Consider the following 13,144-nt stretch of genomic DNA (forward strand, 5'->3'; position numbering starts at 1 on the left):
TAAATAAAATACCTTGATAATCCATTTCTTATTTCAACTTCATCAATACCGCTTACTTCTGTTATTCTATTGTAGCAAAGAATTGTAAAGATAGGCAATATTCCATGCTACGATGACTCCATTCATTTCTTGTTGTATATCATCGTTCACAGCAAAGCACCAATTTTAGGCAACAAAAAAGAGCACCACTTTTCAGCAGTACTCTTTTGTTCTATTCACTTGAAAAATTATTTATTTTTTAAGTTGTAGAAAGCTTGTAAACCTTTGTAAACAGCTACTTCACCCAATTGGTCTTCGATACGTAATAATTGATTGTATTTAGCAATACGGTCAGTACGTGATAGAGAACCATCGAATAACGTTGCTTCGCAAGTTATTCCCTTTGATTTCACCAGCGGTTCGTTGCAACAGCATGTAGAAATTCCTTTTTGTTCTTCTACTCAATGAATGCTGATAAATCAGCATTGTCAATCGAGAAAGCATAAATACGTGGTCAGCTATCTACAATCTTTAGATTGCATTTCTTATGTCTTTAGCATCTTATCAAACAATGTCTAGATTTTCCAGTATATAATAGTAGAAACATAAAAATTACTGTTTCTACTTTGCAATACTGAAAATTTTACATAACTGATTATTATTCCTTACATTAGAGTTTTAAACATTCCAAGAGACTAGTGGATAAATTTTCTCTTATTTTTAGGGATTAAATTGATGAATAAAACTGCTGAAGGGTAATGTTTTTGCATATATTCCACAGCACCTAACTCATGTGAATCTTCAGAAGTATATAATTCCTCTTTTAATTGAGCCATATCTATTACGACACTTCCACTTAGAAAATCAACTGCATCTTTAAATTCTTTATCTTCATTATAAATATCATAAAAATTGGCAAGCTGTTTGCATGTGATTGCTTCATCTATGGTAAGTTCTAACAAAGCTTTCTTGATGTTCATATCATTCTCCTTTTTTACTTCTTTGTTTATTGGATAAGTCAAGAAGACTTTTGGTTTATATATAAAACTCATTATTATTTCAAGATAATCATAGGTTTAGTTATATGTCACACTTTAGTAAAAATTTCCCATAAAGTTCAGTAATCACATATTTCAATAGTTATTGTAAAACATTTAAAATACAGAAAATAACTACAGATATATAAGAAGCTATTGAAAAAATAAAGCTCCAGTGTAAGTTTTTATATTTTTTTGTTGCTGTCTTTGCAAGATAATAGTTTTGTTCAATCATGACTTCTTCAAAACTATCTTGAGGGATTTCAGATACTTTCATTTTATAAGATTCAGCATCTCTATAGGTAGCTACATCTTCCCAAAAAATAATTCCGTTGCCATTTCTATAGCTTCTACGTGGAAAGATAACTAAAAATAAAAAAACATAAGCTACGAGTAACAGTCCGATGCTCGCTAATAAAACAAGATGTTTCGATTTTTCGAATTCGAAAGGCAAAGTATCTTTAAATTGAGTATACAAAAAGCCCATCAATACACCGTTTACAGTTATAAATACTGCTGATTTAGTATCTGCAAACTGTATATAATTGTTTAGATAGTCATTTTGTGAATAAACAAAGTCTTTTTTTGATGATGACATGTAAATATCACTCCAATTCAGCTTTTTTTAAGTAACTCTTAGATAAATCATTGTCATTAACGTATAAATTAAAATACTTATTTTTGGTAATATTCCCTTCAGATTTTATCTTGCAAATCATATAATGCAGACCATTAAAAGCAGTATGCCTCGGGCATCTAAAATCAGCAATATCTTCCTCCGAGAATGCTTCCTTTGGGACTACATATTCTATTTCTTCTTCTTCAGAAGCTTCAATACCAGAGTTTGAAACAATCCATTCTACACTATTAATTTTATGCAGCAACTGCTGACTAGCTTCAATCCGATAAACTATGTCTGTATCTTTTGCTAATGCTTTTTCTGAATAGTAAGGTATCCATTCTTCGCTTTCTGAAAAGTAATAACATTTCATTTGAAAGTCTCCCTCATAAGACTCAAAATGGGCTATTCTTTCCAAATATTTTGACCAATCAAAATTTTTCATTTTATAATTAAATGACTTGTATTTCATAATATAATAGTCTTTTTCTTCAGAGTTACCTTTAATGTAGATATCACTGAGCAAATCATCTGGTAATTGCAAGTATGAAAAAACATTTTCACCAATCATAATACTATTTTCAGATGCTTTATTCTGAAGCTTAGATGATAAATCAGCATGTAAACTTGTTACAGTAACTTCATTAATATCATCAATGCCATATTTAGACCAAAGAACTTCATCATCATCCCCAAAATCTATGCCAATTCTTATTTTTAATGATGACACACTTAAAACATTTTCAAAGTATTCTTTTAAAATATTTTGATTCATGTATTGTATGACTGCAGCTGCATTTATAGCTTGAATTATTGCATCACTTTTTGAAATTTTACTATGTCCAGTAAAAGCAAAAATTGCATCTCCTTGAAGTCGGTGGATATGACCACCAAAATATCTAATAATTTCAATTCCAGTTGAAAGAACAGCATTTTTTATTTTCTGAACAGTTTCTAAATCATACTTGAGTGCTAATCTAGTAGAACCTTTAATATCTAAAAAAATTGAACAAATATATTGTGTCTTTGGAAGTAAACTATCATCAGTAAAATCTGGATGTGTTCCTATTTTTTCAGAAAATCTATTTGGTGGAAATTTAGCTATAGTAAGTGTTTCATCCTCTGGAACAATTATGCTTTGAGAAAAATCCATATATCTACTGTGAACTACAGATTTCTCTAAATTTTTGTCCAAATTTTCTTTTTTTAAATTTTTATAAAAAACGCTTTTAATATTGTTATACAAATTAATACAACACCCTTTCAATTATACGAACACATATTTATAATAAAAAGCCTATTTAAAGGCTTCTTATTGTAAATATTTAAACTTTAATCAATTATCTCCAAAGGAGGTAAACTTTCTACTAAATCCATTGTTTGCATAGAGACATTAATAATAGACAACAATAGATTAAATATATATTTTGGATTATCTGAGAACTCATTAGGGTCATCTACTATTCCAGATTTTTTATCTTTTTTCACTTGATATTGGTCAATAATCCATTCAATAGCAGGTTTTCCATTCACAACATATTCATATGCACGTTCAGGAATATCTGTTATAACGATATCTTCATTAAAGATAATTGTATCTAGTTGACCACGTTTAGGATGTTTCATTTTCTTCACTTTGAAAGTTGGATTATCTGATTTAAATATAATATTTACGTCATCATAAGCAGGAACATTTTCATAATTTAAGTGTAAATCAGCTAATTCTTTACCAATCTCTATATATTTTTCTTTATGTTTAACATTAGGAATTTTGGGAAAGGATTTTGCTAAATCTTCATAATATAGTTTTCCGTATTGTGCACTATGAAAAACTCCGTAAACATAGTATATGGCGTCCTCTTCACTCAAGTTTGATAATTTTCTTAGCATTTCGGGACGAATAGCTGAATATTTTTCATCAACATCAAAAAAAGAACTATCGTTAGTAATATGATAAATATATTTTGGTAAATTCTGTGAACCGCCCGCAAAAATATTTCTATCTGGTAAAACATCAACCATTAAGGTCGAAAATTGTTTTCCTCCTGTTTTATTTGACAACGAAATCATCAAATTTGAAGCCGTTGAGATAGGCAATACCTTAGACATTTGGTATTGCCTATCTATCCACGCTTGTGCGTAATAGACATGCTTCTTGGTAAACGGGCGATACATTCCAAGATACATTCTGTCGCCTTGCCAAGATTGAGATTCTCTACGCTCAAAGCGTTGCTTCAGTGAACGAGTCCAAGAAATGTCTGGAACATTTTCTTTATAAATTTTTGTATCACCAAGGTATTGATTATAATAATCAATACTTTTTTTCATTGTTACTTCAACCTGAGACTGAGAAAAGTTCCAAGACCAACCATCTCTACCAGTTGTTATCCCTCCAGTATAATCAATAAAAAGAGCATTCTGTGTTTTTTTATCGCCTAGAGGGATAAGTTCATCAAAATTAGAATTACGTTGATTTATCCAATCCCCTTTTTCATTTGGCGTTATACTTTGGAATTCTGATTCTGCTCCAGATAAGCCTTTCCATTTTTTCAATTTTTCTAACTTCTGATATTTATTAAGATTATTACCAATATCTAAATAATGAAGCTGACCTTTTCCTGTATTATTTAATTTCTTAATCAGTAGAATAATAGTAACCCCTGTCATAATATCAAAGATATTTCCGCCCTCTAATACAGACTGCTCCTTAGTTTTACCACGAATCCCACCTTTAAGATTTAATATATAAATATCAGAAAATTCTTCCAAGAGTGATTTTCTCATTCCGTCCATTGCATTCCCATCTATGAACGAATTATTTGTAATGAATCCAATCACACCATTATCTGAAATTCTATTCGATGACCAACGCATAGCACGGATATAGGAATCAAAAAGATTGTTCTTATTGGTCGCTGTTGAAGTTTTTACCCAAAAGGTTTGTAAACTGGAATCTAGTTTTTCATAAGCAGTCCTAATTTGATTTCCATCTTCATTTTTTTGTTTGGCAGAATACGGTGGATTGCCCATAATTACTTTGACAGGCACTTCTTGTTGACGTTTCAACCTTTCATCATTTGTTCTAAAGAAAGTATCATCTAACGTATCTTCTTGTTCAGTGGATTCAAAGGTATCAGTCAATACAATCCCTTCAAATGGTTTATACTCCTGATGATTCATCTCTGCAAAAGTGGATTCGATATTAATTGCTGCAATATAGTAACTTAATAACACAATTTCATTTGCATGTAATTCTTGCGTATATTTCCTCGTAATATCAGCTAAAGTTATTTCTCCCTTAGCCAATTTATCTTTTAGGTAATGTAATGTCCGAACAATAAAAGTACCTGTTCCTGTGAAGGGGTCAAGGATATGAACTCCTTCATCCTCAATAGCTTTTCCAAAGTGTTTTTTCAACACATCATCGACTGATTTTACAATAAAATCAACCACTTCTACAGGAGTAAAGACTATACCTAACCGTTGCGTAGTTTCTTTGAATCCTTTAGAGAAGAATTTATCGTATAAAGTAATAATGATTCTTTGTTTTGCTTCTGCGTTATCAATACCTTCAGCACGTAGTTTTACAGAATCATAAAACTCTTTTAATTCATCTTGTTCTTTATCAAATCCACCAAATTTTGACAACTCTTCTACAATTTTATCCATTGCTTCTGAAACAGGATTGTTATTTACAAAGCTATATTCGCCAAATAGAGCTTCAAAAATAGGAGCAGTAATTAGGTGTTGAGCTAACATTTCAATTGCTTGTTTTTCATCAATACTTTCATTGATATTATGTTGTAAACTCTTTAAAAACTTATCAAATTCAATAGCGGTTTTAGAGTTTTTATCTTTAATCATAATGGTTATTTGTTCAATATGACGTTGTGCTATTTTGGCAACATCTTCTGACCAATCTTCAAGGTATCTTCTATCTCCTACTTTTTTGACAACTTTTGCATAAATAGCATTCTCGATTTCTCCCCAATCTAACTCTAAAGAAGTTTGGTAAATGGTATCGTCCTTTTCACCAATTGTTGAAGTATTCTCCATATCTTCAACTGATGGGGCTTCACCTATACCGATAACATCCATATTTTCAGGTTTTTTTCTATTTAATTCGAGTTTATTAATCATTGCTGAAAACCGCTCGTCCACTGAACGCAAAGCATTTAGAATTTGCCAAACCGCTTCATATTTTTTATTATTATCCAAAATTGATTCCGGAGTTGTCCCTTCAGGAATAACAATAGGTAGAATAATGTAACCATACTCTTTGTCTTTAAATTTCCGCATGATTCGACCAACTGCTTGGACAATATCTACTTGTGATTTCTTAGGTGCTAGAAAAATCACTGCATCTAGATTAGGAACGTCAATTCCTTCTGTCAAAAATTTCACATTAGATAACACTCGTGTTTCATCTTCTGCAAAATCTTCTGATAACCAATCTAACGCTTCTTTCTTTTCTAAGGTGTTCATCATACCGTCTACATGTCTAACATTTATTGATTGCTGAATACTCTCATTTCCATCTAGATATTCATTGACTACTTCATTGAACTGAGAAGAAATTTTCTTTGAATTATTTATGGTATTAATGAAAGAAATAGCTCTCTGCATAGGTTTTCCTTCAAAAACAGCATCTTTATCTACACTGCTTCTTTTCATTAATCCGTTCCAAACACCGATTAATTTAGATACATCATCAACATCTAAGCCATTTTCACTATCAGATAATACTTTCTGCATGTCTTTTTGAATCACTTTTTCATCGACTGCTAAGACCATTACTTTATAATCAGTCAAAATATCATTTGAAACTGCTTGACCAAATCCTAAACGAAAAATTTCTTCTCCGTAAATATCCTTATTATCCATTGATGACAAGACAATGCTAGAATCTTCTGCTTTTTTTTTCGCATCTGTTCCATAAATTTTAGGTGTTGCTGTTTGATACAAGCGTTTATTTGCTTTGATATAGTTGTCATTATGAACCCTTGTAAATACGCTTGCTTCCTCTCCTAAAGCCTTAGCCCCTGTGGTTCTATGTGCTTCATCACAAATAATAATATCAAATTCAGGAAATCCTTTTTCTTGTGCTTCATGTAGAACTTCAATAGATTGATAAGTAGAATACACAACCGTTAAGTCACGTTGATTATTCTCTATTTTTTTATAATTGGATAGTAATTTTTCTGAATCTGTTGTCGCAGGAAAACCAATATCTTTAGCAGATAATTCATCAGCATTCTTCTTTTTAGAAGCATTCCTATCACTTGTCACAGCAAATGAATGCATACTTAGTTTCGTGTCATTATTCCAACCAATCAATGTTTGACTTAATAATTGGATACTTGGCACTAAATATAAAACATTAAAGGTTTCTTTATTCGTTTGTTTAGCCATCTTTTCAACTAATTTCAAGCTGGTAAAGGTTTTCCCTGTTCCCGGTGCCATAATTAATTGACCACGGTCATTTTCTTTAAAGTATTCAATTGTTAAATCAATTGCTTCATTCTGATAAGGTCTAGTTTTCTTCACATTCTTTACTTTTACTTCATTCGGTCTACTTGGAATAAAAGATTCCCAATCAACTTGACTATTTCTTAAATCACTCAAACCAATTTGTGCTACTGGTTTTGATAATTGATTAATCGCTTCATCCGCATTACTACTCAATGAATCTAGTGAATAAACAATAATTCCATCAGAATAATAAGACTTCCCAAGTTCAGCTAAAAATGAATCAATATGTCTTTTATATATTTTATTGTCATAAAATTTGGCTTGAATAGCAGTTAAATCCCCTGTTGCTTCATTTCTTGCTACTAAATCAACCCCTGTATCTTTTTTGGGGATTGCATATTCTTCTGGAACTTCATTTAATAACCAAACATCTGAAAATAAGTTTTTGTATGTGGGTTCATTTTTGAAATAAATTTGTGCGATTTTTTCAAAAAGAGTCCCCTTATCTCTTTGAATCTCACTTGATTGTTCCCTTGCTAATTGAATAAGTTCATCAAATGTCATTATTTTTCTCCTTCGTAAAATATTCTACCTAATTATAACAGTTTCCTAATTGTTTTTGGGAAACAAAAAATCTAATCTATAATAGACTAGATTTTATATAATTTATTAGACATACGAGTTTATTTTGTATTCCTAGGTATGAACGGCAATAATTCTTCAAATTTTTCTAGCTCGAAAATCATTGCTTTTTTATCAGGTATCAATTTATTACTACAAATATAGCGAAAATTTTTCTCGTAAAATTAATCAAAATACACTTAGAAAATGACCTTCAAAAAAGACAGTAAATTCAAGGGTTTTCTACTTGTTGACAATAATACAAACTTACTGTATCATCAACGATATTTCAATGAATTTCTGAAAAAATATCTCTCAGATGTAACGATGAAATTTTTATGGGTAATTCTACACTTAAAGCTATCTGGGAGGTATTTTTTATATAAACTATTTATATCTGCTTAAATAATCGTTGATAAATCAACGTTTTAAATAACAAGAAAAAACTTACTTCCTAGCTTTAGGTTCAATTCTATATTACCTATAATGTATTTTAAGATTTTTCAAATTTCATGTATCATTTTGCTATTAATTATATTTTTATTCAATTTTTAAAATCTATAGCTGTTGGTTTAATTTTAATATTTCTTGTTCAATAAGTATACAAAAAAGACAAGCAGAGTAATCTACTTGCCCAAAAGGAAAGAGAACAGTGGACTAGACTGTTCTCTTAATTTAAAATGACATTTCTTATCATTCGCATCTCTATAAATAACATAACATCCTTTTTCTATAATTGCAAATTTATAGAACACTTTTTACCCAGCAGGTGTATAATTCAAGCTTGCTCCTGCATCAGAAGTTGCGTTTTTGAAGATTCCTTCCAATGAAGGTTTTAATGTCTCACGGAATAGGATATAAGCGATTAATACAAAAATACCAAAAATTACTACCGCTACTATTACAAAAAGTCCTTGTGAAGCTCCATCTGTCATGAAAAATGACCTCCTTTAATATAAAATTTTATACAAGAATAATGAATATTCATGTTATATTTATATAGTATCATCGTCATTTTTAAATTGCAATTTTAACTGTCGTATCAACACTTCACATCTAACTTTACTTATTTATATAAATCCAATTATTCGTTATATTTAATAAAAAATTAAAGGGTGTTTTATTGCTTTCAAAAAACGTAAATTAATCAATTCCTAACAGAAATTCCTCTGATATAATAAGAGAAAATCACTTGGAGGACATTATGAATATCATACCCACTAAAAAAGCATTGCCTCTATTTTCAAATTTTCCAAATTCACAAAAAGAATCGCCTAATTTAGAACGTTCTTTTTATTCTTGGCACGCAAACTACTTTACTTTTAACCGAAAAAAGATTTTGGTGCTAGTGAATGATAAATCATTTTCACCAATCGTATTAGCTGATATTAATGCTAAAAATAAAAAAGATTTAAACGATATGATTAAATCAGGAATTGAAGAAGTATTTAGTTATAGTGATATACCACCTGTTCAAATTAAAAAGTATTTTCTAAAAGCTGGTAGATTGGAAATTTCTTCAAATTATAATCGTTCAATTATCAGTATCAACAATAATATGATTCAACACTGTCAATTCTTTACTGAAGAAATTGATCTCCAAACGAATCTACAACCAACTATTATGAAATTCTTAGCAAATACTCCTTATCGTAGCCAAACACCAGAATATTTTATCAGCACTGAAATTGTTGAAATCGAATTAAAGAAATTAATCTAAATTGACTATTCAAAATTATGATTCTTTTTTATCTCAAAATTTTTGTAAAAATCCACTTAAAAAATGACACTTGAAAAAGTCAATAAAACCAAGGGTTTTCTCTTTGTTGACAAAATCAATAGATTATTGTTAAATCAAGCTTTTAAAGGACTATTTTTCAAAAAATACCTCTCAGACGACACGAAGAAAAATTTGTGGGTAATTCTACGCTTAAAGTTATCTGAAAGGTGTTTTTTGTATCAAAGATTTTTCTAAACTATGCTTAAATGTTTATATATCAATGTTTACATATAGTTTTTCAAATTATAAAACTGGTACAAGTAAGATTTTTATCTTTCCATCAGATTATGATTTACTATTCACAAAGTCTTTTTACTATTTAAAAGTTTCAAAATATTTTATAGATTTCTACAATCGATTCTACGCTGCTTATTTTGCGTTTTAAGACGTTTTAAATTTTTATGTATAAATTTATCGAAAATATTTTCTAACACTCTCTAGAGATAATATGTGCTGTTTAAAACACATTTAGAGTTATTTTATCATCCCGAAAATTCATTAATTCATTTTATATAATATTATGTATATTATTGTTAGATAGAGGTTCATATAAATTTTCCAAGTATTTTTATATAGTAAATCAAAAAGAGATAAACATAGAATTTCGTTATATATAAAAATACATAATCACTGATAAAGAGTAAATTTCAGCTATTTTACTGAACCTAGGCACATCAATTAAGTAAGCAAGATGAAATCTCGCTGGCACTAAAAGATAAATACTGATATATCAACGTTTTATAGCTATTTTTATCACACAATTATCAAGTGTAAATAAGTTTTTGCGTAAAGATATGTGTGAAAACAGGTAAATTACCCTAGAATCTATTGACTTTTTTTGACCTTCCCATTATACACATCTAGAGGGAATATAAAAAGTGCGTATTGATTTTAGAAAAAACACGTAGTTTTCTATTGATTTTATTGGCTTTTATAAGCCTCCTCATTATACACATCTAGAGGGAATATCTTATATAGATGTGTATAATGATTTCTATCAATTATGCCAGTATTTTCTAGGGAAAACTATACGTATTTTTCTTGTTCAATACGCAATTTTGAATTGATATAAAAAGAGATAATATTCTTAATATATAGAAATAACCCTTTATTATCAATGATTTCTAATAGAAAAAGACAGATAGAAACACTACCTGTCTAATATGCTAATTCACTTTATATATAACATTCTTAGATGAATACTTCTCCTTAATCCCTAATTGATTATACAATTCTTTAGTTAGTCTACACGTATTTAAACCATATTTATTGTATATATCCGCTCTTAGTTTCTTAAATCTTTCTGCAGTGTCACGAACCTTTAATCTTCTTGCTTTAGCTAACTTAGAAATAACATCCTTTTCGTATACATATCCTTTTTCTTCTATCTCGTTCATGATAATTCTAACTGAAGCTTTTTCCAATTTCTCACTTGCTTGGCTTAAATTACTGTCTGCTTTACTCATCTTTATTTTTTTCTGTTCAACAAGTGGTTTATAAGATTGTGGAAAATCCTGATAAGCCTTTTCTTCTCCAAAAAGTCTATATACCAATTCATAACTTAAACTACCGACTGTTACTTTATTTTCTCTTAAAACCTTAGCGATTCCTTCACTAACTGCTGTGTTTTCATCCGTCAAGTTTGTTGGTTCGTAGATGTTACTCGTTCTTAGCTTAGTGCAATCTTTCTTTTGTTCCAGTATCAAACCATTAAATATATCCTTAGGAATTTCTGCTTCTGGTTTCTTTTTAACAATCTCAGTAACAATCATATGATAAAGAATTTTTCTTGTCCTATCTAAGCTTACTTTCTTTTGGTTCGTTACTCTAGCTAATTGCTTTGCCAGATTTTTAATGCTGTAATAATTTAAATATCTTAGTTCACCATTATCATCCATATAAACATAATCATACATAAAGTCTAAAACAATAGGAATTTCAACTTGATATTTACTAAAATATTGATAGAGTTCAGGATACGTTTGTTTTAATTCTCCTGATTGTAGTTCTCGCTTAAATTTTTGAGCATTAAATTTACTTTGACCTAGTTGTGAAGTATTTGTTACAGTCGAGCCAGTAAGTTCTACTAATAAATTAACTACTTCGATTGAAGATATTTTTAAATAACGCTCCAGTAAAGAGATAATATTCCCACAATACTTATTGCTGGAAGAAAAACATTTATATAGATATATCCCATGTTCTTCAGCATAAAACACACTTGCACTAGGATTATCTTCTTTATGGAAAATATCAAAAAATGGATTTTCTTCAGATAATTCAAGAAACTCTCTCATGTCTAATGCTTTGAAGTAGTTCATTGCATTATAATCATCAGGAAATTCTTGTTTATAATTATCTCCTAGTTTATTTTTAACAATATCCAATCTACCTAATTTTAATAATTCATAATTAGGTATAGAATCATCAATCATTTCACCACTTATAGCTTTGACCTCTTTAGAAATATCTGTATTTCTTACCTCTGCTAATTTTGTAGTATCTAACCGATTATCCCAATCAATCACTTCATATCCACTATTGCTTCCAAAAAATAATCTATTGGTTTGACCAACGCTACTATCTGCTTGTGGATACTTTTTAAATAAAGATTGATAAATCTGTTCTATCTCATGATTCTCTGTTACTAATTTATCCAATTGAAAAACAACTCTAAATTTATCAACCTCAGAGAACAAGTCACTAAATGTTCGATAAATAAAACTAGCATTTTCCTGCATAAAAGAATCAGCTTCTAAATATTCAATCGTATATAAATTCTTCTCATCCTTGTTATCAAAATCCAACATCACTAGTTCTTGACCAAGAATTTTCGTCATTTTTGATAACTTATTCTCTGATAATTCAGCTAAAACCACTGTTTTTCCATTTACTGCTAATTCTTCTGCAAATTCTTGTATTGTTATTTCTCTTAGATTATTCATAATCGTATTAGAAATCTTCTTTACTTTGTATTGGTCTGGTTTTTCTTTATTTAAAATATTACTTAAATACACTTTCATACTCACTATCCTCCAACATTAACAATCTACCATACTTTCTAACGATTATTTTTTCTAGTAATATAGTTTTTTCTTCTGTCAATCCACGTCTCCCTTTTCGAAAATTGTGCAAGTTTTGGTTATGAATACCGATTGCCTTAGAAAACACTGTCATTTTAACTCCGTAAATTTTATCTAAGATATGTAGCAAAGCTTTTACCTTTTCTTGTTTCTCAATCAATTCCTCTTCTGTTAATTTTTTTACATTCATATATTTATCCTCCATTAATTATTTTATTAATCATTGTTGCCGGACTATATCATCATTTCAATCTGAAGTAAAGTAATTCTGTCACAATCGGACACTAAAAAATAATTAGTGGCTTTTTATCAAAAATCATCTTTTATAACCTGCCTTTTTCTACGACTTTTTTAAATAGATAAAAAGAACTTAATAACCTTGATATATCAAGGTTTATTCTAATTATATATATATCTACATACTAAAAAAACACCTCTCAGATTCATTTAAGCGTAGAATTACCCACAAAAATTTTTTCGTGTCGTTTGAGAGGTGTTTTTTCAAAAATTCATTGAAAAATCGTTGATATTACAATAATCTTGTATTTCTGTC

The 13,144-nt window shown here is 29.4% G+C and carries 8 protein-coding genes and 1 pseudogene; 1 reads left to right on the forward strand and 8 read right to left on the reverse strand.

All coding sequences use genetic code 11. From position 1 onward, the window contains the following. Positions 1 to 227: 227 nt before the first annotated feature. From AC4BC7_RS06795 to AC4BC7_RS06820, 6 genes and pseudogenes are all read right to left on the reverse strand, one after another. Positions 228 to 350, reverse strand: a pseudogene (locus AC4BC7_RS06795) (hypothetical protein); the annotation flags it as partial. Between the two features lie 324 nt (positions 351 to 674). Continuing rightward, positions 675 to 959, reverse strand: a complete 285-nt coding sequence (locus AC4BC7_RS06800) for a hypothetical protein (protein ID WP_490504205.1) — start codon at positions 957 to 959, stop codon at positions 675 to 677. Between the two features lie 160 nt (positions 960 to 1,119). After that, positions 1,120 to 1,614 (reverse strand): Pycsar system effector family protein, encoded by a 495-nt coding sequence (locus AC4BC7_RS06805; protein ID WP_490504206.1) that lies wholly within the window; start codon positions 1,612 to 1,614, stop codon positions 1,120 to 1,122. 7 nt (positions 1,615 to 1,621) lie between these two features. Next, positions 1,622 to 2,881 carry a nucleotide-binding domain-containing protein gene (locus AC4BC7_RS06810; protein WP_490504207.1) on the reverse strand — a complete coding sequence of 420 codons (1,260 nt, stop codon included), beginning with the start codon at positions 2,879 to 2,881 and terminating at the stop codon, positions 1,622 to 1,624. 86 nt (positions 2,882 to 2,967) lie between these two features. Then, positions 2,968 to 7,671 (reverse strand): DEAD/DEAH box helicase, encoded by a 4,704-nt coding sequence (locus tag AC4BC7_RS06815; protein WP_490504208.1) that lies wholly within the window; start codon positions 7,669 to 7,671, stop codon positions 2,968 to 2,970. Positions 7,672 to 8,486: 815 nt separating this feature from the next. After that, entirely contained in the window at positions 8,487 to 8,663 is a 177-nt protein-coding gene (locus tag AC4BC7_RS06820; RefSeq protein WP_231437161.1) for a hypothetical protein, read from the reverse strand. 269 nt (positions 8,664 to 8,932) lie between these two features. Here AC4BC7_RS06820 and AC4BC7_RS06825 point away from each other — a divergent pair, with 269 nt between their 5' ends. Next, on the forward strand, positions 8,933 to 9,448 hold the full coding sequence (locus tag AC4BC7_RS06825) for a DUF6933 domain-containing protein (protein WP_490504209.1): 516 nt from the start codon (positions 8,933 to 8,935) through the stop codon (positions 9,446 to 9,448). Between the two features lie 1,226 nt (positions 9,449 to 10,674). Here AC4BC7_RS06825 and AC4BC7_RS06830 read toward each other — a convergent pair. Both AC4BC7_RS06830 and AC4BC7_RS06835 read right to left on the reverse strand, forming a co-directional pair. Further along, complete coding sequence (locus tag AC4BC7_RS06830) at positions 10,675 to 12,531, reverse strand: hypothetical protein (protein WP_490504210.1); 1,857 nt, start codon at positions 12,529 to 12,531, stop codon at positions 10,675 to 10,677. Beyond that, complete coding sequence (locus AC4BC7_RS06835) at positions 12,512 to 12,781, reverse strand: hypothetical protein (RefSeq protein ID WP_010829372.1); 270 nt, start codon at positions 12,779 to 12,781, stop codon at positions 12,512 to 12,514. Before AC4BC7_RS06835 ends, AC4BC7_RS06830 begins: the two co-directional genes overlap by 20 nt. Positions 12,782 to 13,144: the final 363 nt, after the last annotated feature.

The sequence above is a fragment of the Enterococcus sp. AMC1623 genome (assembly GCF_058216495.1).

Excerpts from the sequence above, each read along its gene's own strand:
- AC4BC7_RS06820 (WP_231437161.1), bottom strand. The coding sequence starts at position 8,663 with ATGACAGATGGAGCTTCACAAGGACTTTTTGTAATAGTAGCGGTAGTA.
- AC4BC7_RS06825 (WP_490504209.1), top strand. The coding sequence starts at position 8,933 with ATGAATATCATACCCACTAAAAAAGCATTGCCTCTATTTTCAAATTTT.
- AC4BC7_RS06800 (WP_490504205.1), bottom strand. The coding sequence starts at position 959 with ATGAACATCAAGAAAGCTTTGTTAGAACTTACCATAGATGAAGCAATC.
- AC4BC7_RS06830 (WP_490504210.1), bottom strand. The coding sequence starts at position 12,531 with ATGAAAGTGTATTTAAGTAATATTTTAAATAAAGAAAAACCAGACCAA.
- AC4BC7_RS06835 (WP_010829372.1), bottom strand. The coding sequence starts at position 12,781 with ATGAATGTAAAAAAATTAACAGAAGAGGAATTGATTGAGAAACAAGAA.
- AC4BC7_RS06805 (WP_490504206.1), bottom strand. The coding sequence starts at position 1,614 with ATGTCATCATCAAAAAAAGACTTTGTTTATTCACAAAATGACTATCTA.
- AC4BC7_RS06815 (WP_490504208.1), bottom strand. The coding sequence starts at position 7,671 with ATGACATTTGATGAACTTATTCAATTAGCAAGGGAACAATCAAGTGAG.